Source organism: Ornithinibacillus sp. FSL M8-0202 (assembly GCF_037975285.1).
Lineage (GTDB): Bacteria > Bacillota > Bacilli > Bacillales > Amphibacillaceae > Ornithinibacillus > Ornithinibacillus massiliensis.
On sequence record NZ_CP150248.1, the window covers coordinates 3,098,337 to 3,123,128 of the forward strand.

The following is a 24,792-nucleotide window of genomic DNA, read 5'->3' on the forward strand; positions in this document are numbered from 1 at the left end:
TTAGATAAATAATGAAAACAACAGCCTCGATCTACAATTTGAAAAGCTTCGAGCTATTTGGATAAGTTGTTTAATTAAGCAATACCTTAAAAGGTAGTACCACTATCTAGAAATATTTAAATCCAATGTAATAACTTGTTAAACATGCTCTGAAGGCTAATCATGACCTTTGGAACGAAACACTATTCTTTTGTATTAATAACATTCTTAGAAAGAACAATGGATAAATCATAAGATATAAATTAAAAGCCCACCACATTAAATCAAAATCCCTTATGAATGCCCAGTAGGCTATTGCCTGTAAACCGGAACAGAATGTTAATACTAAGGAAATTAACGCATAGTCCTTCCAAGAATCCTTTTTCAGTTTATATAAATACAGACTGAACAAACCTGTAATTGAAATAAGTATATCCAGTGGAAAAAAGGACCAATTCCACGCTATAATTATAGGGTTATCGTAATCTTTAAAAGCAACACTTTTAGGTATTAGGTGGAAAAAGGTAGCAATCCAATAAATAATAAAACCTATATCTGTAACTAAGAAAAAGGGTTTCAATAGTTTCATTTCTATACCGCCTATCATATAATTAAGTTTTTGATAATGTTTATGTAGGTCAGAATTTTAATCCTCATCTACAACCCCATAAACACGTTTCCAATTAACACAAGAACCCCAAATTAGTTAGATTCATGCTCCATTATATCTTTATGGGTAGGAGCTTTTTGACCTTCAGTCATATTTAATGTCACTACTCCAATAATAATTAAAGCAATAGCAAAAACTTTTAGGTAACTAATATTTTCATTAAAATAAACAAACCCTATTACTGTGATAATAACAATACCCATACCGGACCAGATAGCATATGCTATGGAAACCTCTAAATCCTTTAATGTCAATGTCAGGAAGATTAAACTACAGATATAAAATAATATAAGCATGGTACTTGGTATAACCTTACTAAAACCTTCCGAAACTTTCATGGAAATGGTACCAGCAACTTCAAATATTATTGCTAAACTTAAATATATCCAATGCAAAGCTCCTTCTTCCCTTCCTTTTTATTCTACATAGATACCATTTAATAGAATATCTATAGCGGAATTTAATATTTGGCTCATCGTTAAACAATTTTTGAGGGAGAATTTCGCATCATATATCTGATTGATTGCACCTAAATACAACTCTATGAATAATTGTATATTAATTTTTCGTATTTTCCCTTCTTTAATCCCTCTTTCCATAAGTTCTATAACAATATCCCATTCATGTGATATAAAATTATTTAATTTTTCCCATTGGTTATAATGTAGCTTTTTTAGTTGAATTAATAGGCGAAAATCCATTATCTGAAATTCTTCCGGTATGCAGATAAGTAATTCTCTAATTTTTTCTATCAAGCTGAGATCCTCATTATTGTATATATGTTGTTCTTTCTGTTTGATTTCAGAGATTAATTCTTCAATTATCGCTTCAATTATAGAATCTTTAGAATCGAAATATTGATAAATGGTTCGTTTACTTGTTCCTAGATTCCTAACTAAGTCACTAATAGTAAATGAAAAACCTTTCTCATGAATCAGATTAATTGCTTCTTGGATTATTCTATCATTCATACTTATTTACCTCCTTGGTACTAATGGTAATTTTATAGTACCATAATTATTATACATTGAATTTATTGAAAAATAAATAGTTGAGTTAGGAGTTTTTTTTAACAATTCTCTAAAAGAATGAAATAAAATGAGGAGTGTTTTTAAACAATCCTATAAACTTATGAAAAATTGAAGAAACGAAACGACTCATAATATAGAGAAATATTAAATAGAACTGAAACAACCTAGAAATGAACACTTATCCCTAATTAAATGGGATACTTTCGTATAAATGATTCATTAAGGTCCAAATTGTTTCTTTGATTTGTATTTTTCTGAAAAAATATATTAACATTTGGATTTCTAAATCGTATTATAATTACAAATAAGCGATTTGGATTTATAAATTGATTTAGAAATACAAAACAAATCAGAAGGGTGATCAATATGGACAGAAAAAAACTGGATAAAGATAACGTGATGGAAATTAATTGGGAACAACAAAAAGTGCTATCGAATCCTTTACGAGCCAGAATAGTAGCTTATCTTTACGAACAGCCAATGACACCTAAGCAAGTAGCAGATTTATTGGGAAAAACCCCTGGGACTGTTTACTATCATATTCAGCAGCTTTTAAAACACGATATTTTAGAAATTGAGAGTATTAATACGGAAAAGGGGATTGTAGAAAAATATTATAGAGCTCGAGCTAGAACATATAAGAATCCGGAGAAAGTATCTCCACCAGGGCATGTGGATGGTAGAACCTCCAATATCTACTTATCGAAAAAACTTGTGGCTCAGTTAAGTGAAGAATTAGAGAATCTATTCTTTAAATATGGACACTTGTCCCATAAAGAGAAAGATACTGAAGAACAATCACCTTATTCTATTGAATTTCTTATAAAAGAAGCTAACGAGGAGGAGAAGGAATAATGAAAAGAATGATAAAGCCATTTATGCGGGAAAGAAATTTCTTAATCTTAATGACTGGTGTATTTGTTAATGGGTTAGGAAGTGGGATTTATTTAGTTGCTGGGATGTTGCTTGTTTTACAGGTAAGTGGAAGTGTTCTTTATTCTGGGTTTGCTGCGTTTGCAATAACTTCAGCCAGTGCACTATCCTTTTTAATTGCCCCATTAGCTAATTACGCAAAATATAAGAATAGCCTTGTATATAGTAACCTAATAAAAGCGATTATATTACTTTCTATACCAATACTACATTACACAATTGGATTAAATGTTTGGTATGTCATTAGTTTGCTATTTATTGTTGCCTTATTTTCACAATATACGTACCCAATCGAATCCACCGTACTACCAATCATTGTAGGAAAAGATAATGTGGTAGAAGCCAATTCTTATTTACAAACGATTCGTGAAGCAATGGATATTGTCTTTATTGCAGGAGCAGGGATTATCATTACAATCATTGGTACTGTTCCGGCGATTTCAATTACTGCCTCCTGTCTTTTAATCGTAAGCCTCTTGTATGCATTTTTCAATTTCCAACAACCAGAAATTACGCGAGAAAAATCCGAGTCTATTGGATCTGTAGTTAATGTTTATAAACAAGATCTCAAGGCAGGGTTTTCCTATATTAGAAATTCATTGATTCCTAAAATGATATTCTCTATAACTTTTATTAACATTGCAATGACTATCATGACAACCAATTTACCCGCATTCTCCCTTTTGAAAGGAAATGGGACAGAAGCAATGTATGGATTCTATCTAGCTGCCTTGTCAACAGGAATAATGATTGGTACGATTATTACTCCTAAAATAAAGCAATTTGATTTTGGGAAAATCATTATATTCTCATACATTGGCACTGGTATTATGTGGGTCGGTACAGCAACTTTACCTTTAATTCCATCTATGATTTTATACAGTATAGGTGCAATCTCTATTGGGATACTAAACATTCTTTTATTTTCAGCTATACAAAAACAGGTAGAGACAGCATTTATAGGGAGAGTAATTACCTTGTTAAGTAGCACAGCATCTTTAGGAATGCCTGTTGGTGCTTTAATTGGTGGCTTTATCGGCGATACCTTCGCACCAGAAATCGCTGTATTATTCTGCGGTATTACAATGATTATCTTCAGCATGTATTGGTTAAGTAGTTCTGTTTTACGAAAACTTCCCAACATTGACAATGTAAAACTGTTTCATAGTAGCAAGGCAGTTTAACCTGCCCAGTCTAGTTATTGAAGAGAGACAAAACTGTTTCAAATTAGAATTTCACCCTAACATAGAGAAAGCCCAGACTAGTTGTCTGGGCTTTTAAGTGCTTATTCTGTTTTTTCTTTTATAAATGCAACAACTTCTTCAGCTGTAGACATAGTTAATAGCTTGTCCTTGTAAGAAGCCATTTCCTTCTTAGAGATGCCTTTTAATTGTGTACGTGCTGGTAAAATAGATGTTGCACTCATGCTGAATTCATCTAACCCTAAACCAAGTAGGATAGGAATCGCGATTGGGTCTCCAGCCATTTCTCCACACATACCAGTCCATTTACCTTCACTATGTGCAGCTTCAATAACATTATTGATAAGGTTTAAGATTGCTGGATGGTATGGTTGATACAAGTATGATACTTGCTCATTCATACGGTCAGCAGCCATTGTATATTGAATTAAGTCGTTTGTACCAATACTGAAGAAGTCTACTTCCTTAGCAAATTGTTTTGCGATAACAGCAGTGGATGGAATCTCTACCATTATACCTACTTCAATATTATCTGACACGTCGTGACCTTCATTTTTAAGGTTGTCTTTTTCTTCTAATAGAATTGCTTTCGCTTTACGGAACTCTTCTAGTGTCGCAATCATTGGGAACATAATTTTCAAGTTTCCATAAACACTTGCACGAAGTAGTGCACGTAATTGCGGACGGAAAACATGTTCATTTTCTAGGCAGAAGCGGATTGCTCTATAGCCTAAGAATGGATTTAATTCTTTTGGTAAGTCAAGATAAGGTAGCTCTTTATCCCCACCAACATCTAGTGTACGAACTACAACAGGCTTGTCTCCCATTTGTTCTAGAACAGATTTGTATGCTTCATATTGCTCGTCCTCAGAAGGGAGATCACTTTTACCCATATATAAGAATTCTGTACGGTAAAGACCAACACCTTCTCCACCATTGTTCATAACACCAGTTACATCTTCAGGTGTACCGATATTTGCCACAAGCTCCACTTGTTCACCATCAGAAGTAAAGGTAGGCTCATCTTTTAATTCTGCCCAAAGTGCTTGTTGTTTTTTGAAGCTTTCACTTTTTTCTTCGTATTCTTTCACTTGCTCTTCTGTTGGATTGACAATTACATTACCATCGATTCCATCAATAATGACGATATCACCTTGGGAGATGGTTTTGGTCACTTCTTTTGTACCAACTACAGCAGGTATTTCCAAAGATCTTGCCATGATAGCAGAGTGTGATGTACGTCCACCGATATCGGTTGCAAATCCTTTTACAAATTGACGGTTTAATTGAGCCGTGTCAGATGGTGTTAAATCACCAGCAATAACGATAACCTCTTCGTCAATTAATGCAGGATTTGGGAAAGATACGCCAAGAAGATGTGCTAATACACGCTTGGTTACATCACGAATGTCAGCAGCACGCTCACGCATGTATTCATTGTCCATGCTTTCAAACATTTCGATGAACATTTTAGCTACTTCATCTAATGCGGCCTCAGCAGATAGTTTTTCATTTTTAATTTTATCTTTAATTGGATTAATTAGTTCTGGATCTCCTAGAACTAGTAAATGTGCTGAGAAAATTTCTGCGTGCTCTTCACCAAGTTCTTTTAGTGTGTGAGCCTTAATTTTCTCAAGCTCTTGTTTGGAGATTTCTAACGCATCTTCTAATCGCTTGATTTCGCTTTCTGGATTATCAACAGTCTCTGCAGTATATGTTAGGTCCGGTGTTACTAGCTGGTAGGCTTTTGCAATTGCAATGCCAGAAGATGCTGCAATACCATGGATGTTTGTCATACGATTGTACCAACCCTTCAAATAATTTTTACTATACTTAACTACTTTAACCGTAATATACCTAGGTTTCAAGCGATTACACTTTTGTATACAAATTGTTCAAATTGAAAGCGTTTTAGGTGGATAAGTTGTCATATTTTGTAAAATCCATTGTCGGATTATGTTGTAAACTTCCTCCTTGTTTATTTCGTTCAACACTTCATGTCTTGCTCCCTCGAATAGAGTCGTTGTAATATTATCAAGTCCGAGCTGTGTATAGAGGGAAACAGTTTTCCAAATTCCTTTTCCATAGTTACCAACAGGATCTGCTTCACCGCTAATAAATAGCATGGGCAGGTTTTTACGTATAGTAGCATTTCGCTTTGGATTGTGTATGAATTGTAGGCCTGTCATTAAATCGAAAAAGAAGCGTGCTGTTGGTATATATCCTGCAAAACGGTCTTGCATATATGCTTTTACAATGTCAGGATCTCGTGAAATCCAGTCAAACGGGGACTTTGGATTCTGGATTTTACGATTAAATGCGCCAAAGGCAAGTTTATTCATCAAAGGGGACTTCTCTACTGGATTTAACCGAGCTGAAAGAGTTTTACCGAGACTAGTCGTTAACGATGGATAAAAGCCTGTACCGGAAAGAATTACACCTTGAAGAATGTCACTATGCACTTGTATATAATTTCTTGCTAGAAAGGAGCCCATACTATGACCAAGTAAGAAAATGGGTATATCCGGATAATCTCCTTGGATCTTCTTGGTGATGGTGAATAAATCTTCTGTTGTTTTTGTAAAGCCATCTGACTCATCGAAATAGCCCATTAGGCCTTGTCTTTGACCTGTTTTTCCGTGTCCGCGATGATCATTTCCATAGACGAATATGTCATGTTCTAGTAAATACCTAGCAAAATTATGATAACGTTGGATATGTTCTACCATCCCATGTGCTATTTGAACAATGGCTTTCGGTTGTCTATCAGGGGTATGCCACTTTTCGACATAGAGTTCCACGTTATCCTCCGTTTTCATCCAGAAAGTCGTTTTCATTACAATCACTCCCTATTACATGATCTCGTAATATGCTTATCATAGATTAATCTTTTGGGAAATGCTATTATATGTATAATATATTCTACTTTTATAAAAATAGCTTGATAAAGTATTCGAAATTATGCTAAAGTATGAATAGTTAACTGTCTGTTTAAGATCAGGAGGTGCCATGGAAACATGGGAAGTGTTGTGAATTTTCTATTAGTTCTTGATGCAATTGTTATGATTATTTTAGTTCTATTACAAAGTGGTAAAAGTGCTGGTCTTTCTGGGGCTATCTCAGGCGGAGCGGAGCAATTATTCGGGAAGCAAAAAGCTAGAGGAATTGACCTTGTTCTACACAGATCAACTGTTGTAGCGGGAGTATTATTCTTTGTCTTAGCTTTCTTAAGTGCTTACGTATTACAATAGTCGATGACAACCCTTATCACAAAAAGTGGTAAGGGTTTTTTACTGTATATCGGTTAGAATAATTGATTAGTTTTTCTACACAAATTCGTGTAAGTTATAGTATAAAGGGTAAAGTAATAATAGAGAAGGAGTTTATGTCAGATGAAAGTAATACAACCAAAACCATTTACATTTGAAGCAGGACCAAGAGCTGTTTTATTATTACATGGATTTACCGGCCATACAGCCGATGTCCGGATGCTTGGACGCTTTTTAGAGAAGAAAGGATATACGAGCCATGCACCAATTTATCGTGGTCATGGTGCACCGCCTGAGGAATTAATTGAAACAAGACCTGACCAATGGTGGGAGGATGTTCAGAAAGCCTTTCAACACCTTAAAGATTTAGGCTATAACGAAATTGCAGTTGCAGGCCTGTCATTAGGTGGTGTATTTAGTTTAAAACTTGCCTATTCGCAAAAGATAAAAGGGGTTATACCGATGTGTGCTCCCATGTTTTTTGATAATGAAAAGCAGTTAACTTCTGGTTTTCAGGTTTTTTCAAAGGAGTATAAACAATTAGAAGGAAAAGATGAAGAAACCATCCAAAATGAAGTTTCTTATTTAATGGAACATTCTAGTCCGATGTTTGAAGCACTTGGAAAGCTGATAACGGATGTTAAGTCTAATGTGGACACCATTTATACACCGACCATGGTTGTTCAGGCTAGACAAGATAAGATGATTAATCCTGCCAGTGCTACATATATTTATGAGAATGTGGAAGCAGAGCAAAAAGAAATCAAATGGTACGAAGAATCTGGCCATGTCATTACAATTGATAAAGAGAAAGAGCAATTACATGAAGATATTTATCAGTTTTTAGAATCATTAGATTGGGCAGAATGAGATACAACAATGCAGAGTAGAAAGAGAAGGAGGGTGTCATATGAGTGAAACAATGGTAGAAAAGGTACGTACGTTTTTTAAAACCTACGACTCTAAGCCCTTAGCCGTAGAAGAATTAGAAGAGATTCTGGAAATAACGGATGTAGTCGAATTTAAAGAGCTAGTTAAAGCGTTAAACGAATTAGAATACAAAGGTGAGCTTGTTCGGACAAGAAAGAATCGATTTGGCCTTCCGGAAAAGATGAACTTAATCCGTGGTCGAATTCAAATGCATGCGAAGGGCTTTGCCTTCTTAATTCCAGATGATGAAAATGAAACCGATGTGTACATTCATCATTCAGACTTAGCATCCGCAATGAATAATGATCGTGTCTTAGTGCGGATTGAAAAGCAGGATATTTCTGGAAACCGACCAGAAGGGGTTGTCATTCGGATTATTGAACGAGCTATTACCGAGGTTGTTGGTACGTTTGAGTACAACAAAGCATTTGGCTTTGTTATAGCTGATGATAAACGCATTCCAAACGATATTTTTATCCCTAAAGGTAAGATGAATGGAGCAGTAGATGGGCATAAAGTAATTGCTCGTATTACGAAATATCCTGAGAATCGAATGAGTGCGGAAGGGGAAATCATTCAAATTCTTGGTCATAAAAATGATCCTGGGATTGATATAATCTCGATTATATATAAACATGGGATTAAAATGGACTTTCCACCTGAAGTGTTAGAACAAGCGGTTAATACACCAGATGAAATCGATCCTATAGAGCTAGAAAATAGACGCGACCTTCGTGATGAAGTAATCGTGACCATCGATGGCGCAGATGCCAAGGACCTTGATGACGCGGTAACGGTGAAAAGATTAGATAACGGCAATTATAAATTAGGCGTTTATATTGCAGATGTTAGTTATTATGTAAAAGAAGGAACACCAATTGATAAAGAGGCGTTTGAGCGTGGGACAAGTGTCTATCTTGTAGACCGAGTTATCCCGATGATTCCCCATCGTTTGTCGAATGGAATTTGTTCCTTAAATCCGAAAGTGGACCGATTAACACTAGGCTGTGAGATGGAAATCGACTCAACGGGTAAAGTAGTTAATCATGAAATTTTCCAAAGTGTCATTCGTACAACCGAAAGAATGACCTATTCCGATGTCAATAAAATACTTGTCGATCAAGATGAAGAACTCAGAGAGCGATATGAGCCACTAGTACCGATGTTTGAGCAAATGGAAAAGCTTGCTTCCATTCTGCGCTCGAAGCGGATGGGTCGCGGTGCAATCGACTTTGATTTTAAAGAGGCGAAAGTATTAGTGGATGAAGAAGGAAAGGCAACTGATGTCGTAATTCGAGAACGTTCTGTAGCGGAACGGTTAATTGAAGAGTTCATGTTAGCAGCTAATGAAACGGTTGCCGAACACTTCCACTGGATGGATGTACCATTTATTCACCGTATTCATGAGGACCCAGATCAAAGTAAGCTACAACACTTCTTTGAGTTCTTAGGTGGGTTAGGCTATAAAGTCAAAGGTACAGCAAATGAAATCCACCCACAGAGCTTACAAAAGGTGCTGGAGGATGCAGAAGGCGAACCAGAGGAAATGATTATCTCGAAGCTTATGCTCCGCTCGATGAAGCAGGCGAAATATGATCCACAAGGTGTCGGTCATTTTGGACTTGCTACGGAGTTTTATACGCATTTTACTTCACCAATTAGACGATATCCTGATTTAATTGTTCACCGTTTAATTCGAACCTATTTAATTGAAAAGTCATTAGACGCTAAGACAATCGGCAGCTGGAAAGAGAAGCTACCGGAGATTGCTAGACATTCTTCTGAGAAAGAACGTACAGCAGTCGATGCAGAGCGTGATACGGACGATTTGAAAAAAGCAGAATATATGCAGGACCGAATTGGTGAAGAATTCACTGGCGTTATTAGCTCTGTGACTAGTTTTGGGTTATTTGTTGAATTAGAAAACACCATTGAAGGGCTTGTTCATGTAAGCTATTTGACGGATGACTACTATCATTTTGATGAGCGTCATTATGCCATGATCGGTGAACGTACCGGTAAAGTGTATCGAATTGGACAAGAAATTGACGTTCGCGTCACTAGTGTGAACATGGACGAGCATGCAATTGATTTTGAAATTGTAGGAGTAGGAAAGAAAGGAAACAAGGAACTGCCACATAGATCAGATAAAGGCCGGAATGGAAGTCCTAATAAAGGGAAATCTAGTAAGAGTGGAAAACCGGGTAAATCCGGAAAACCTGCCAAAAACGGCAAATCCTCCAAACATCCTGCTAAATCTAAGAAGCCAAAAACAAAAAAGAAAAAATAAGCACAAATAACGTCTTATTTAAAAGACTAATTCTGTCTAACTGGCAGAATTAGTCTTTTTCTTAGCAGATAGGGAAGGATAAGAATCTTTCCCGCCAGCATAAGAAAACAAAAAGACGTGTAATCTAATAGTTTGAAGAATAAAAGTGAAATTTGAGGAAAGTAATTCAATTGTGCAGAATTATTTTGAACTAGTCTTTTGTAAATTTTTGAATTTTGTATTGCATATTTATCACCCATCGAGTAATATATTTCTATATTAAAATGTTTCCCTAGGGAAAAACAAATTGGATAGTCCAACTGTGAAAGGGAGATCTACTGAATGCCACAAGAAGTGATACTTGCTTTCTTATTCACGTTAATGGCCGGTTTGGCTACGGGGATAGGGAGTTTACTAGCGTTTTTTGCGAAAACAACAAACACGAAGTTTTTATCTTTTGCGTTAGGTTTTTCTGCTGGGGTCATGATTTATGTATCCATGGTTGAAATATTTGTAAAGGCGCAAGATTCCCTTGTTTCAGAGTTAGGTGAGAGTGGAGGGAGATGGCTGACCGTTGTATCTTTCTTTGCGGGAATGTTACTGATTGCATTAATTGATCGATTTGTGCCGTCGGGATCCAATCCACACGAATTAAAGAAAGTGGAGGATATGAAGACCAATGGAACAGTAACAAAAAATCCTGACCTGATGAAAATGGGCGTTTTTACAGCACTGGCAATAGGGATACATAATTTCCCTGAAGGTATTGCTACTTTTGTTTCGACTATTCAGGATTCAACGCTAGGATTTGCCATTGCTATAGCAATCGCAATTCATAATATCCCAGAAGGTATCGCGGTTTCCGTTCCGATTTACTATGCTACAAATGATAAGAAAAAGGCTTTTAAATATTCTTTTCTGTCCGGACTTGCAGAACCTGTTGGGGCAATTGTCGCTTTCTTATTCCTAATGCCATTCTTAACGGAAACGATGTTTGGTATTATCTTTGCAGCTGTAGCTGGGATTATGGTATTTATTTCGCTTGATGAATTATTACCAGCAGCGAAAAAATTTGATGAAGCCCATGTCTCCATTTATGGGGTAATATGTGGTATGGCATTAATGGCATTGAGTCTTTTACTGTTATAACATCTGGATTAGTAGAGCCCCTAGGTACAAAGCAGATACCTTTGGGGTTTTTCTCATCAATAGAGGTTGCATGGACAAACTTATGATATAACCTGATTTCTTCCCTTCTTATTGGAATAACGTTGGATTATTTGGTAAAATTGATGCACGTAGTTTTAGGAGGGCGAAACAATGCCTAAAGGTGAAGGTAAAGTTATTGCACAAAATAAAAAAGCATCACATGATTATTTTATAGAAGATACTTATGAAGCGGGGATTGTCCTACAAGGTACCGAAATTAAATCATTGCGTGCGGGACGTGTGAATTTAAAGGACTCCCATGCTCGAATCGATAAACGTGGTGAAGTTCAATTAATCAACTTGCATATTTCGGAGTATGAACAAGGAAACCGATTCAATCATGATCCAACTAGAACAAGGAAGCTATTACTACATCGAAAGCAAATTGATAAGCTGATTGGTTTGACCCAGCAAGAAGGGTATGCACTGGTTCCGTTGAAAATCTATTTGAAGAATGGCTATGCAAAAGTATTAATAGGACTTGGAAAAGGGAAGAAGAAATACGATAAACGTGAGGATTTAAAGAAGAAACAAATGAAGCGTGATATTGATCGTGCGATAAAAGACTATAATCGATAAGAATATTTCCATCAGTTTACTAGTGACTGATGGTTTTACACTATTAAAGGGGATAAAGTGAATGGGATATTCTTTAATGAAATGTCGTGATGAAGTCTTACATTTAACTAAGCAGCTTGTTTCGATTCGAAGTATTGTGAATACGGATGGCGAGCGTGTAATTGCTCATTCCTTATACACGATGATAGCATCTTTTCCTTATTATCAAGCAAACCCGGATCACTTAGTAATTGAAAAAACGATAGACGATGAAATGGAACGCCATAATGTTCTTGCTTATGTGAAAGGAACAAAAGGAAATAGTAATCGGACAGTTATCATGATGGGACATATGGATACCGTTGGGGTAGAGGATTTTAATCAACAGGCAGACTATGCTTTTCAACCAGATGAATGGATGGAATGGTTAAAGGATGAAGAGATTTCACTTAAGGACCGAGAGCATTTGCTTCCGGATGAATGGTTATTTGGCCGTGGAGCTCTTGATATGAAGAGTGGACTGGCAAGTAATTTGTATTTACTTCAATATTTCTCTGAACATCCGGAAAAGCTAAATGGTAACCTCGTGTTTATTGCAGAATGCGATGAAGAGGATGGTTCACATGGTATTCTCTCTGCACTTAAAACATTAAATAAATGGAAAGAAGAGCAAGGGTTTGATTATGTTGCTGCGATAAATGCTGATTTTGTATCGCCATTATATGAGGGGGATCCGAATCGTTATATTTATAAAGGCACCGTAGGGAAATTGCTCCCATCCTTTTATATTACTGGGGCTGAAACCCATGTCGGTGCTGCCTTTGAGGGAATTGATCCTAATTTCATTGCATCCGAATTAACGAGACAGATTAGCTATAATCCCGAGCTTTGTAATGAAGCACATGGTGAATATACATTACCATCAGTTGCCCTAAAACAAATGGATTTAAAGGCTGCATATAATGTACAGACGGCTTTAGGAGCGTTTGTATATTATAACTTTTTCATCCATTCCTGGACGCCAAAGGAAGCACTTGAATTGTTGAAGGAGCAAGCTCATATTGCTTTTCAAAATGCTTTAACTGCTTTTGAACAGAGCTATAACACGTATTGTAACATGTCAGGAAAACGGAATGACGGGGTTCCGTGGGAGCCACGAGTCCTCCTCTATGAAGAAATGGATGAAATGTTAGTCAAAGCACATGGTAACAAGTATAAAGAAGCAATGGCTGTTTTCAAAAATAACTTACTTCATGATGATTCTCTCGATACACGTATGTTTGCTTTAAAAGTGGTTGAGGAAGCGTGGAAGTGGATGGAGGATAAGAATCCAACCATTATATTATTTTATTCTTCCTTATATTATCCGCGAATTGAATTGACAGGGAAAACGTCTAATGAACAGAAATTGAATGATGCTATAGATGAAGCGGTTCATACCATTCAATCCGTATATAAACAACCGATAAAGGTGAAGAACTTCTTTCCATATATCTCTGACATGAGCTTTATGGCGATTAGCGATGATGAAGCTGGAATAAAGGCTGTAAAGGATAATAATCCAGCATGGGGCACGAAGCATTACGTAGATTATGATGCTATAAGAGATATTAATGTTCCGGTGATTAATATCGGTCCGTATGGCTTGGATGCTCATAAGAAGCTTGAACGAGTAGAAATAGCGTACTCGATGGAGATTGTGCCGAATATGACGAAGCTAGTGATAGACAAAGTATTAAGTGAGTAGAACCGTGAACTGGAAAACGTAAGGCTTAGTGGGAAAACATCCCACCTATGAGCCCTTGAAAATGTTTTTGGATATGTTATAATAAATCATGTCGCTAATAAGCGATTAATAATTGAATAATAATTTGTGCTCGTATTTACCCGAGCGTTTTCCTTTATGGGGACGTTACGGATTCGACAGGGGTAGGTCGAGCTCAGGTTGCGCGTCGAGGTTACGACTCGTAAAACGTTATCGCCTAAATATAACTGGCAAACAAAACAATTACTCTTTAGCAGCTGCGTAAGCACTACTAAAGGATCCTTCCCGCTTTCGCCCGTGAAGCGGATTGAAGGGTCTCAACTTGAGCGGGCTATACGGTCATCCGCAGTCTGAGGATGAGCGTTGAAATCAATCGGACTAGCTACTCGGAAGCCTGTTGGTAGGCTGAAGAGCTAGTGAAAGATAATATACCAACTACACGTGTAGAAGCCTGAGTGCCGATACCTTTGGACGCGGGTTCGACTCCCGCCGTCTCCACCAATACATATGTTGGTGGTTTTTTTGTGTTATTGTGACAGGAACCATAAAATTTCCGTTTGGAAACTTTATGGTTCCTTTTATTTTAGGAAATTTTATGGTTCCTTTTTGTAAGTTTTAAGTATCTTTGTAATAAATATGTGATTTTTTGTAATTCTTTGATATCATTAGTCATAGGACAATCTTATCGTAAAAGTGTAAGGGGTTGTAATAATTGACTTATGAACATCTGCAGTTAATTAAAGAAAATATAAATTATGTAAGACAGGGAAGACAAGACAGGCGACCGGATAGACAAGTTCAACCTAGAATTCATGGTCAAAAATTGCAGAGCAGTTTTCAATCCAAAAAGGAACAGTATGAATCTACAAAGAAAATTGGGGAAGACTTTATTTTTAAAATTATACGTGACAATTCTAAACCAATAAATTTCAATAAACTGGGTTTATCATTGTTAGCAGAATTACCAAATAATATTTCGGTAGTTGAAGTTCAGGATTCTTATGCACTAATGTCTAATCTATCTGACTTTACTGCTGAACAGATTGCAAAAACTAGAGTAGTCAATTATTCTCAGTTTGCAAATATTGATGAATTTGTTTTTCAAACACCTGAAGAAAAAATGGGTCCTATTCTTAGAAATGAGTTAATAAATATAGATGATTTTTATACATTAGATGTTCAATTATATTCAAATGATGAAAGTCTTAGGGACATACATAAAAAGGTTTCTTTATTTAAAGATTTTCTAAAATTAATACATGCTACATTATTAGATGATTGTGTTTTACAAAGTTTGATTTTACTAAAGATAAAAATAAAAGGTACATTTATAACGGATTTATTAGAACACCATAACGTGTATTTTGCGGATTTACCACAAAATTCTATATACGATATGGATAGTATAAATCAGTTATCTTTTAGTGAGTTGCCCAAAGTTGAGCAACCAAGCGAAGACTCTCCGTTAATAGCAGTTATAGATAGTGGTATTATTCCTAGTCACCCTATGTTGAAAGGTTCTATTGTTGCTTCAGAATCATTTGGGGGATTGAGTTCGCCCTTTGATGAACAAGGACATGGAACAATGGTTGCAGGAATAATTCAATTTGGTGACTTAAATAATGTATTAAATTTAGAATCTGTTAAACTCCCCTTTAAATTATTAAATGGTAGGGTAACAGATAAAAATAATAGTTTTCCAGATGAAAAAATTCTTGTAAATGTGATAAAAGAGGCAATTGAAGAATTTATTAATGATTATCAATGTGACATTTTTAATCTTTCTTTAGGGGATAGTCGTTTTCCATATGAAGCTGATACGAAAATGGATCATTGGAGCTATATTTTAGATCAGATAGTACATGAATACAATGTTGTTATTGTAGTATCAGCAGGTAATTATGTTCCTTATCATCATGATGGGCAGATTCTTGAACGCTATTATGATGATTTACTAGAAGATCCAGAGGCTGCATTAATTCCTCCGGCCTTAGCAGTTAATTGCTTAACAGTAGGTTCAAAAGTAAAAGACGATGTTCCGTATCAGAGTGATAATAAACTAAAGTATATAGCAGTAGCAGGTAAAGAAGAAGCATCTCCTTTTACCCGCGTCGGTCATGGTTACGGCAAAAGTATTAAGCCAGAAACTATTGCTTATGGTGGTAATTATTCACTAAATACAGGAATTAAACGTTTAAATAGCTCAGACCGAAATCTAGGTGTATTATCTACTAGTTTATTTAATCCAACTCTCGGTAGTTGGTTCGAAACTCGCTCTGGAACTAGCTTTTCTGCACCCTATATTACAAGACTTATTGGTTTAATTAAGAAGGTGTTACCGTCAGCCAAAGGTAACTTATTAAGGGCAATGTTGATTAATACTTGTAATCCAGAAACCAATATTAAAAATTCTGTTCTTGAAAAGTATAAAAATAAAGAACTCAAACCATCTCAATTGAAGGAGAAATATACCAGAATACAAGGATTTGGTGATGTTAGAGAAAAACTCCTTACGAACTCATATGATCACTATGTGACAATGTACTATGAAGGTGAAATGGAAATAAATAAGGTTAATATCTTTGAAATACCAATTACTAATGAAATTTATAGCAGAAAAGGTAAATCAACAATTCATTTAACACTTGCCCACAATCCTCCATGTAGGGATAGTAGGATAGATTATACAGGAGTAAAGATGACCTATGAACTTTATAGAGGCCTATCCTTTGAAGATGTAATAAAATATACTTGTAAGCCTAATGATGATGAATTTGAAAAGGATAAGTTGCCGGATCATTTAAAAAAGCATAGGTGTAAATTAACTCCTTCCATGCAGGATATTTCAAGAGGAACAATACTAAAATCTAGTCATAGAATAGCCTCAAGTACTGCTTCGCAGCAAGTATATGGAGATAAATATTATTTGGTAGTTAAATGTCAGGAAAGATGGTATTCTGGTCCAAAACAACAGCCATATGCAGTTGTAATATCAATTGAACACGAGAATGAAGAAGCAACTCTTTATGAAGAAATTAGAGGACAATTAGAATCTAGAAACCGCACTCGTGTAAGGCGAAGAGGATAAACTAAACTTTCAGGTAAGAATAAATATCAAGAGCCTAAATCTAAAATATGAAAAAACCGATTATACAAGGACGTAAATCATTTCGTTGTATAGAATCGGTTTTTTTATACATTAATTTTATTATATATTTTGGCTCTCTCTTTATATATATTCATCTGTTTCTTAATTTGGGTACTATCTACATAGGAATTATTTTCAATTATTGCAGTTCTAATTGTATTTAATACAATTCTTTCTATGTCAGCATGAGAGTAACCAACTAACTCACTTGAAATTTCGTCAAGGTTAATTCCTGAACACGGGTATCTTTTTAGATTTTTCTTCAATAATTCAGTAATTTGACTTTCAGTAGGCTTGTTAAACATTATAACTTCATCAAACCTTCTCCAAACAGCTCGATCTAACAAATTTTGGTGGTTAGTAGCAGCAATTATAATGCTATCACCATTATAGTTATCTAAGAGTTGCAAAAAGGTGTTCACTACCCTTTTTAATTCACCATGCTCATCTACACTGTCTCTCTGTTTTGAGATAGCGTCAAACTCATCAAAAAATAAAATCCACGTTCCTTTTTCTATAAAATCAAAAATTTTCCTTAAATTTGATGCTGTTTCACCCAAGTAAGAAGAAACAATACTATCAAATCTTGTATATAAAATAGGAATATTTAATTCTCCAGCAATTGCCTGAGCAGTTACAGTTTTACCACATCCCGGTGGTCCACAAAATAAATATCTATTACGAGGCTTCAATCCATAAGATTCAAGAATTTCAGAGCCTTCATATTCACGAATGAAGTTTTTTAATAATGTTTTAACAAAGTCATCTAAAGTTAAATCATCTAGCAATATTTTTGACGTCTTAACATCAACAAGATTAATGTTTGAATCCTTATCTTTTGGAAGAAGGTGGAGTAAATTGTTATTAAAGTTAGACTCAGCCTTTCTTAATTGTTTTAATGAGGTTGAATTAATAATTCTTTCTAATTCATCAGCTAGTTGGTAATGATTTTTTTTACGTTCATATTCTATAATATCGTTTGCAATGGATCTAAATTCTTCTGTATTCCCTTCATTAAAACTTTGGAAGAGCTTCTTTAAATCATTTCCTTTTGCCACAATTTACACCTCCTTAAAGGATTTAGTTACTTATATCTTATCATTATTATAACCAAGTTGTGAAATATTTGTTAGGAATATAAATTGTTTTTATCATCTTGTTCAAGGCTATGTTAATTAACCGAAGACAAAGGAGTTCCAACCCTTTCCAATATCAACGGTAAAAACTGACATCCCTTTATTCATATTCGGATAATTCCTCGTAATGTAGTTCTGCCGGATTTGAAACATAAACACGTTTTGCATAGTCTAATCCACCATCTATACCTACTGCTCCACATTGACATTTTTGAAAGTCATTTGTACTTTCGGATTCTATAATATCATTACAATGTTTGCATCGAATTCGGTTCCTCTTTAATTTTTTTTGCATTCTCATACTGCCTTTCCCCATAAGATTTTAGTTAAATATATTGTTCGATTACATTACTTCCTTTTCTGTAATTTTCAAACCAAAGCTTTCGGCTCCAATTTCTTTTACTGAAGGTAATGCCCGTAACTGTGGATGTAGAAGCCACACAATTGAGATTACAATTAAACCCGCACCTGAAAAGGCAAAAATAATAATGCTGTTAAAGGTGCTTGCAAAATAACCACCTAATAATGAACCCACGGGCATTGCAATAGCGCTCATACTATAGGTAACTGAATTAACTCTTCCAAGGAATCTGTTAGGAATCACTGTTTGCCATACGGTGCCGAGTAAAACATTCGTTGCACCAATTGGAATCCAAGCTAAACCGAATAGAACGATTGACATCGTTGTCCATGGAACTAAACCTGAAGCAGTCCAACAAATGGAACCAAGGGCAAAAGCAATAATAGTGAATAATCCGACACGAAAGCGACCTATCCAAGAAGAGAATACAGCCCCAATCAACATTCCTGTGGATTGTGCTGCTAACATATATCCATAAATGTCTACTCCACCTTTAAGGTTACTAAATGAGGGCAGTACTGCCATCGATACACCAATAGCAAAATTACATATGATTGCCCCTAATAAGGACACGGCAAGTAATGAATGAAATACAATAGAAAATCCTTCTTTTAAATCATTTATATAAGAGGTGTTAGCTTGTTTTATCGCCATTTGGTTATTTAATGGATGTGTAGACTTTTGTGAAATGGTAAGAAAGCTAAAAAGTATTGCGGTAATTGCAAAAGTGATTGAATCAACCAAGTAAAGAGTAACTGCGCCCATTAATGCAACAAGAACTCCTCCAAAGGCAGTAAAGATCATGTCGATTCCTTGATAAGCAAACGAAAATAAGGAGTTGCCTTGTATAAGTTGTTCCTTTTTTAAAATTAGCGGCAATGCTTTTGTTTGTGAAGGATAAGCGAATTGTTCGATAAAGGAAACAATCGGCATAATGATAAGTACTAGTTCTACCGAAAGGGCATTGAAATAATAAGCGATTGGGATAATTAAAATCATGATAAATTGTAAAACTTGAGTAATGACGAGCGTTTTTTTGATTTGCCAACGATCAACTAACGGACCTGTGATAAATTGTAAAGATTTCGGTAGCAGTGTTAAAAATCCAGCTAGTCCTGAGTAAAAAGGATTTCCTCCCAATTCATACACTAGCCACATCGCAGCGATATAGTATAAGCTGTCGCCAATATTTGTTAAAACTCGACCAAAAAAAAGAATTGAAAAGTTTTTGTTTCTCCAGAGTAAATCCATTTTCAAACCACCTTATTAATTAATTTTAATCGGTAAAAAAAAATTGACAGTTTGGTATAAAGAAATTGATGAGAGACATTTACTCTTCATCAATTTCAAGAGGTTCTTCAAACATAGGCGTATCAACCTGAAAGCCATATGCTGATACATGGTACAGCTTGACATTTGCATCCTTGTTATTTTGTTCAACTTGTTTATCAAAATCATTGACTAATGTGAAAAACTTTTTGATGAATTCCTGAAATTGTTCTTCCGTTGCCCGGATTTCAAATATGGACCCTAGATGATTCCAATCACTAGGACGCTCACTTCCTCCTTTTAAAAAGGCTTCAGATGGGGCGGAGAGTACCCTGCTTTTTGTTTTCTCTAACATTCGAAAGAAAATTTGTCTTGCTGCTTCATCGATTTCTTCAGAATGAGGAAGCAAGTCGGGAGACGCTGTAAACCCTCGAGCAACGGATTGATAAAATTTTTGTACAATCCCGTTTTTTTCTTCCTTCTTTATTATTTCGATTAATCCATTTTTTTCGAGTTCTTTTAAATGGTAATGAATTTTTGCCCGGGATATATTAAGTTGCTCAGATAGTTGTTGTCCAGTATACGGTTTTTGTAAAAGCATCATTAAAAGTTCAGATCGTAAAGGATCACTGATGGCCCTTAATTGTTCATAGGTAGTCAATGTCATTACTGATTTCAAAAAATCGCCTCCGTTAACAATATTTGAACGGTTAAATTTATTTAACTGTATCTTAGCAAAGAATATTTAAATAATCAATACTTTTAATGTAATTATCCTATCTAGTTGTATCTTACAAATTATTGATATATGTTTTTGCAGTATGTTAAGCTGTCTTAGTTTGTTTATTACAGCCACTGAAATGTACCACCAGTGACATAATTATTACCACTAAATTACAAGTAATTTACCATTGAATGCCAGCCTTATTACCAACATATAATTTCTTTTCTTGGATAACCATGTGAGCCACAGCGAAGCTGCTGCTTGCCATTCTTAACAGGCGATGGAAGGGGTGGGGGACCCGCCAGCGAATGTTTAGAATCGATTTGTCCGTGTTATAATATCTGAGCAAGTGTGCCTCTTAGGCATTATTTTTGCTACACTTGCAATAGATCTACTCGCATTGGTAGTTCTATTATTCTTAGGGGGTTCTAGAGGTTATGTATGGGAATATTTTAATTTGATTGAGTATAAGGAAGGTTCTTCTAATTTTGTTCCATTTAAAACGATAATTACATATGTAAAGACTATTTTTGACGGTAGTATGAATATAGACACACCAATTAAAAACCTAATTGGAAATGCTTTTATGTTTTTACCTATGGGCATCTACCTGCCTTACTTTTTTAGAAAAATAAACAAATTAAGTGTATTTGCATTCGTAATGGTTATTTTGTTATTCGTTATTGAGGTAATACAAATAGTTACAAGAAGAGGAAGTTTGATGTTGATGACTTCATCCTTAATATGTTTGGGGCTTTGATTGTTTTTTTAATTTGGAAGATGAATTCTATTCAAAAATTAATAAAAAGAACTTCAGGTTCAATCTAATAGTTTGTGATAGATAACGGACCCTATCTTTATCAATTAAACAGATTTAATGAGAATTTAGAATTCAATAAAATAAAGAAGTAGGACGATAATCCTAAGTATGAATTAAATGAATGTTTAGGTCTTTTTCTTATTAAATTTACGGGTATGTTTGTTTAATAAATAAGGTAGATTATTACGAGTAGTATCTGAAAAAAAGTTGAGGGAGGTAATCAGTATGGATGTGCTTCCTAATAAAGCTGAGGAAAAGTTATTAAAATTAAGTGCTGATCCTGAAACTAGAAAAGAGTATGAACGAAGAGAAAAAGCTCTTTCTGATGAAAGAAGTAGATTAGAGGATGCCGAAAATACCGGAATATTAAAGGTAGCTAAAAGCTTATTAAAAGGTGGAATGCCGTTGAATGAAGTGGCAAAACATACTCCATATATAGAACAGGAACTAGAACGGATGTTAAAAAAGCAGATGAAATGAATAAAATTGCTCATAATTTTTTAAACTCTTGTTACAAAGCTAGCTTAGAGAAGGAAAAGTGCCATTTTTGAATTATTGAACTAATGGTGGCAGGTTAAAAATGAGATAATCATAATCACTCTTTATTATAAAAAAATTTGAAAACGTATTTGATTTCTTTTTATAAATCAAGTGCGTTTTTCTTTTTTTGCTTGTATAAGCGTGTATGAACGCAAATTCGTTCGATAATTATTGAATTTCAAATTCAGTAAAAGTTGAATAATAATTTTCATTAATATATAATTGATTCCAACAAGTATATTTGTCAGAGGTGATTTTTATGAAAATATTACATGCAACAAGTAGAAAAAGAGAAACATATGAGGTTCAACTTGCTTATTCTCCTTTATGGGAATGTGCGCTTGGGATAGCAGCGGTAACGAATTCCCGATTAATAAATACTTTAGAAAAACCAGAAAGTTATTGGAAAGAACTCAGAGATTCATTAACTGAAAATCTTATCAGCCATTTAGATTTTGTTGAGAAGAACAATACATGGAAAGCACTATTACAATTACTCCACCAACATAAAAGTAATACCTTGGATGAATTCTGTTCCAGCGTCGAATCGTTACAAGATGCAAAATTCAAATTCACTTGTCTGCCTTACATCGGTGAGAAGTTCCAGCAATTGAGGGAAAAAGCCGCAGTTGGTGATGAGATTGCCATCTTAGAAATGAAACGGGTAACGAGTGAAAATACATTTTTTCCTCAGTACATAGAATTCATTAGTAAAACTGATTCAAAAAAACTTAAAGCACATCTAATTGAGGTTATGACATTATGGTTTAAAGAAGTGATAAGCTCGGAATTAGAACTGACGAACCAAATTTTACTAACTGATTATGAATCCAAAAAGAAAATGTTAGAAAAAATGTCTCCTGAAGAACTTGTCCAGTGGGCAACAGGTGGAATAGACTATCTCCCTGAGCCGAGTGTTTATAAGGTTTTGCTCATTCCACAGTATGTATATCGTCCTTGGACTATTGAAGCAGACATTGAAAATACAAAGGTCTTTTACTACCCGATAGCTAATGAAAGCCTTTCACAAAATGATAAATATATGCCAAATAACTTTTTAGTGCTAAAACATAAGGCGTTAGGAGATGAAACTAGACTAAGAATAGTAAAGATGTTATCGGAAAATAATCATTCGTTACAGGAACTCACTGAACAGTTAGACATGGGGAAAACTACCATTCATCATCACCTGAAAATACTACGTGCAGCTAAATTGGTTGAAATAAATGAAGGGAAATATTGCTTAAAAGTAAGTGTTTTAGAACTACTCTTCAAAGAACTGGAACAGTATATTAATCAATGATGAAAGGAGAACTTATGAATCCCTCTTTATTTAAGAACCGTTCGTTTGTATCTACATGGATAGGAAATGGAATATCTGAACTTGGTGGAGCATTTGGTACCTTTTGCAATTCAATATTAATCTATCAACTTACCGGTTCAACTCTGGCACTTGGGAGTATGTGGCTTTTGTACTTTATACCATCACTTATCCTTCAACTTTTTATTGGTCCCTATATTGACCGTTGGAGCAGAAAGTGGATTATGATACTCTCGCAATGGACAAGGGGAGCCATATTTGTCATACCGTTAGCTGCATTAGTATCAGGAAACCTTGAAGTTTGGCATATTTATGTTGTTCAATGTGTAGTTGGTTTAATCACTCCTTTTTATGTACCTGCTAATCATGCGATCACGCCAACTATTGTAGAAAAAGAGCAATTACAGTCCGCAAACGCAATTATAGATGGAACAGTCCGTTTAATGACCTTTTTATCCCCAATAGTAGCTGGAATAGTAATAGAGTATATAGGTGTTCATATTACCCTTATTCTTGTAAGTTCTATGCTTATTATGAGTGGTTTTACATTACTATTTATTCAAGAAAAGAGAAGTAACATAAAAGTAAGAAAAACATGGTTAGCCGATTTCACTGAAGGAATATCCTTTTTCTTTTCACATAAAATAATTGTTTGGTTAGGGATCTTTTTAGCATTTGTTCAATTTGGAGTAGGAGTGACGATGGTTACAACTCTACCATATATTACGGAAGAATTAGGTGGGACATATGCTGAATATGGATATTTTATGGCTGGATTTCCTATTGGATACATAGTAGGTGCTATCATAGTAACACGAATTAAATACAAAAGCCGTAGATTACTCATGCTAGGTTCCCTTTTTATTGGGGGTATAACCTTCATTGCACTTTGTTTTAATTATAGTATTCTTATAGCAATAACAACAGAAACTATTGGAGGAATAGGTATGGCTATTTTTAGTATCCATAATACAACTATTATCCAAAAAACTGTACCCAATCACCTTATTGGTAAGGTGTTTTCAGTTCGTTTGTTAATTATAAGGGGTGTCATGCCGTTGGGAGTGCTTATTGGTGGTGTATTAAGTGAACTATTGGGTGTCAGACCATTGTACCTTTTCATTGGTTTATTAATTAGTATAACTTCATTAGCAGGATTATGTTTACCATATTTTAAATTCATTGAAATCCCTGTCAAGGATATTCAAAAGTCCATAGCTTGGTATACGGAAGTACTAGGGTTAGAGCTAATATGGAATTCGGAAGAGGAGAAGCTTGCACAATTAAATCTGCCATCAGGCCAAATGATATTTTTGAATGAAACGATAGAGGATACGACGGCCAATTTTTTGAAAAATGGTGAGGTACATAATGTCATTGGTTTTCAAACTTCAAATATCAATCATGTTTATAATCATTTAATAAATAACGCAGTACAAGTTGAAGAAATAGTGGATGATGGTTTAGGAAATAATTTTTTACACTTTTATGATTTAGACGGAAATAAGTTTTGTGTTCAATATGATAAGTAAAAAAATCGATAATTAGCCCTTTGGTTAAACCGTTCATGAAAAGGCACTACAACCTGTTCCTAACATGAATTAGTTTGAAACCTTCCTCTAATAACATAGTAGTCATTTTGTAAAGAAAAAGAGTGT

Annotated in this window: 22 protein-coding genes and 1 other RNA gene; 14 read left to right on the forward strand and 9 right to left on the reverse strand. The window is 34.9% G+C overall.

The features are described 5' to 3' along the window. Nucleotides 1-160: 160 nt before the first annotated feature. The 3 genes from MKY78_RS15680 to MKY78_RS15690 form a co-directional block, all read right to left on the reverse strand. Nucleotides 161-568, reverse strand: a complete 408-nt coding sequence (locus tag MKY78_RS15680; protein WP_339214019.1) for a YvaD family protein — start codon at nucleotides 566-568, stop codon at nucleotides 161-163. A 113-nt stretch (nucleotides 569-681) separates the two neighbouring features. Next, on the reverse strand, nucleotides 682-1,044 hold the full coding sequence (locus MKY78_RS15685; RefSeq protein WP_339214021.1) for a multidrug efflux SMR transporter: 363 nt from the start codon (nucleotides 1,042-1,044) through the stop codon (nucleotides 682-684). 21 nt (nucleotides 1,045-1,065) lie between these two features. After that, entirely contained in the window at nucleotides 1,066-1,620 is a 555-nt protein-coding gene (locus MKY78_RS15690) for a TetR/AcrR family transcriptional regulator (RefSeq protein WP_339214023.1), read from the reverse strand. Between the two features lie 426 nt (nucleotides 1,621-2,046). Here MKY78_RS15690 and MKY78_RS15695 point away from each other — a divergent pair, with 426 nt between their 5' ends. Together MKY78_RS15695 and MKY78_RS15700 are read left to right on the forward strand one after the other, a co-directional pair. Beyond that, on the forward strand, nucleotides 2,047-2,535 hold the full coding sequence (locus MKY78_RS15695) for a helix-turn-helix domain-containing protein (protein WP_339214025.1): 489 nt from the start codon (nucleotides 2,047-2,049) through the stop codon (nucleotides 2,533-2,535). Next, nucleotides 2,535-3,797 carry an MFS transporter gene (locus MKY78_RS15700; RefSeq protein ID WP_339214027.1) on the forward strand — a complete coding sequence of 421 codons (1,263 nt, stop codon included), beginning with the start codon at nucleotides 2,535-2,537 and terminating at the stop codon, nucleotides 3,795-3,797. The genes MKY78_RS15695 and MKY78_RS15700 overlap by 1 nt, the downstream gene beginning before the upstream one ends. A 101-nt stretch (nucleotides 3,798-3,898) precedes the next feature. On the opposite strand, the gene ptsP is transcribed toward MKY78_RS15700, so the two are convergent. Both ptsP and MKY78_RS15710 read right to left on the reverse strand, forming a co-directional pair. After that, entirely contained in the window at nucleotides 3,899-5,611 is a 1,713-nt protein-coding gene (gene ptsP / locus MKY78_RS15705; RefSeq protein WP_339214029.1) for a phosphoenolpyruvate--protein phosphotransferase, read from the reverse strand. A 99-nt stretch (nucleotides 5,612-5,710) separates the two neighbouring features. Beyond that, nucleotides 5,711-6,652, reverse strand: a complete 942-nt coding sequence (locus tag MKY78_RS15710) for a lysophospholipase (protein ID WP_339214031.1) — start codon at nucleotides 6,650-6,652, stop codon at nucleotides 5,711-5,713. Nucleotides 6,653-6,832: 180 nt separating this feature from the next. On the opposite strand from MKY78_RS15710, the gene secG reads away from it, so the two are divergent. The 8 genes from secG to MKY78_RS15750 all read left to right on the forward strand — a co-directional run bounded on the left by secG (nucleotide 6,833) and on the right by MKY78_RS15750 (nucleotide 16,903). Beyond that, entirely contained in the window at nucleotides 6,833-7,066 is a 234-nt protein-coding gene (secG, locus tag MKY78_RS15715; protein ID WP_339214033.1) for a preprotein translocase subunit SecG, read from the forward strand. A 141-nt stretch (nucleotides 7,067-7,207) separates the two neighbouring features. After that, nucleotides 7,208-7,954: a carboxylesterase gene (locus MKY78_RS15720; protein WP_339214035.1), complete on the forward strand. Its 747-nt coding sequence runs from the start codon at nucleotides 7,208-7,210 to the stop codon at nucleotides 7,952-7,954. Between the two features lie 40 nt (nucleotides 7,955-7,994). After that, nucleotides 7,995-10,304 carry a ribonuclease R gene (rnr, locus tag MKY78_RS15725; RefSeq protein WP_339214037.1) on the forward strand — a complete coding sequence of 770 codons (2,310 nt, stop codon included), beginning with the start codon at nucleotides 7,995-7,997 and terminating at the stop codon, nucleotides 10,302-10,304. Nucleotides 10,305-10,625: 321 nt separating this feature from the next. Next, on the forward strand, nucleotides 10,626-11,432 hold the full coding sequence (gene zupT / locus MKY78_RS15730; protein WP_339214039.1) for a zinc transporter ZupT: 807 nt from the start codon (nucleotides 10,626-10,628) through the stop codon (nucleotides 11,430-11,432). Between the two features lie 171 nt (nucleotides 11,433-11,603). Continuing rightward, nucleotides 11,604-12,071 carry an SsrA-binding protein SmpB gene (smpB, locus tag MKY78_RS15735; RefSeq protein WP_186870530.1) on the forward strand — a complete coding sequence of 156 codons (468 nt, stop codon included), beginning with the start codon at nucleotides 11,604-11,606 and terminating at the stop codon, nucleotides 12,069-12,071. Between the two features lie 61 nt (nucleotides 12,072-12,132). Continuing rightward, nucleotides 12,133-13,797, forward strand: coding sequence for a M20/M25/M40 family metallo-hydrolase (locus tag MKY78_RS15740; RefSeq protein ID WP_339214041.1), 1,665 nt, complete (start codon nucleotides 12,133-12,135; stop codon nucleotides 13,795-13,797). Nucleotides 13,798-13,955: 158 nt separating this feature from the next. Beyond that, nucleotides 13,956-14,316, forward strand: a transfer-messenger RNA (tmRNA) gene (ssrA, locus tag MKY78_RS15745). A 211-nt stretch (nucleotides 14,317-14,527) separates the two neighbouring features. After that, nucleotides 14,528-16,903, forward strand: coding sequence for a S8 family peptidase (locus MKY78_RS15750; protein ID WP_339214043.1), 2,376 nt, complete (start codon nucleotides 14,528-14,530; stop codon nucleotides 16,901-16,903). Between the two features lie 104 nt (nucleotides 16,904-17,007). Here MKY78_RS15750 and MKY78_RS15755 read toward each other — a convergent pair whose 3' ends face one another. The 4 genes from MKY78_RS15755 to MKY78_RS15770 all read right to left on the reverse strand — a co-directional run bounded on the left by MKY78_RS15755 (nucleotide 17,008) and on the right by MKY78_RS15770 (nucleotide 20,408). Further along, complete coding sequence (locus MKY78_RS15755) at nucleotides 17,008-18,021, reverse strand: ATP-binding protein (protein WP_339214044.1); 1,014 nt, start codon at nucleotides 18,019-18,021, stop codon at nucleotides 17,008-17,010. A 178-nt stretch (nucleotides 18,022-18,199) separates the two neighbouring features. After that, nucleotides 18,200-18,400 carry a hypothetical protein gene (locus MKY78_RS15760; protein WP_339214046.1) on the reverse strand — a complete coding sequence of 67 codons (201 nt, stop codon included), beginning with the start codon at nucleotides 18,398-18,400 and terminating at the stop codon, nucleotides 18,200-18,202. A gap of 42 nt (nucleotides 18,401-18,442) precedes the next feature. After that, nucleotides 18,443-19,711, reverse strand: coding sequence for an MFS transporter (locus MKY78_RS15765; protein ID WP_339214047.1), 1,269 nt, complete (start codon nucleotides 19,709-19,711; stop codon nucleotides 18,443-18,445). Between the two features lie 79 nt (nucleotides 19,712-19,790). Then, nucleotides 19,791-20,408: an ArsR family transcriptional regulator gene (locus tag MKY78_RS15770; protein ID WP_339214049.1), complete on the reverse strand. Its 618-nt coding sequence runs from the start codon at nucleotides 20,406-20,408 to the stop codon at nucleotides 19,791-19,793. Between the two features lie 394 nt (nucleotides 20,409-20,802). Between MKY78_RS15770 and MKY78_RS15775 the strand changes: the two genes are divergently transcribed. The 4 genes from MKY78_RS15775 to MKY78_RS15790 all read left to right on the forward strand — a co-directional run bounded on the left by MKY78_RS15775 (nucleotide 20,803) and on the right by MKY78_RS15790 (nucleotide 24,666). After that, a complete protein-coding gene (locus MKY78_RS15775; RefSeq protein ID WP_339214050.1) occupies nucleotides 20,803-21,213 on the forward strand; it encodes a VanZ family protein in 411 nt (136 codons plus the stop codon). Between the two features lie 285 nt (nucleotides 21,214-21,498). Continuing rightward, on the forward strand, nucleotides 21,499-21,753 hold the full coding sequence (locus tag MKY78_RS15780; protein WP_339214052.1) for a hypothetical protein: 255 nt from the start codon (nucleotides 21,499-21,501) through the stop codon (nucleotides 21,751-21,753). A gap of 319 nt (nucleotides 21,754-22,072) precedes the next feature. After that, nucleotides 22,073-23,116, forward strand: coding sequence for a metalloregulator ArsR/SmtB family transcription factor (locus MKY78_RS15785; RefSeq protein ID WP_339214053.1), 1,044 nt, complete (start codon nucleotides 22,073-22,075; stop codon nucleotides 23,114-23,116). Between the two features lie 14 nt (nucleotides 23,117-23,130). Next, entirely contained in the window at nucleotides 23,131-24,666 is a 1,536-nt protein-coding gene (locus tag MKY78_RS15790; RefSeq protein WP_339214054.1) for an MFS transporter, read from the forward strand. Nucleotides 24,667-24,792: the final 126 nt, after the last annotated feature.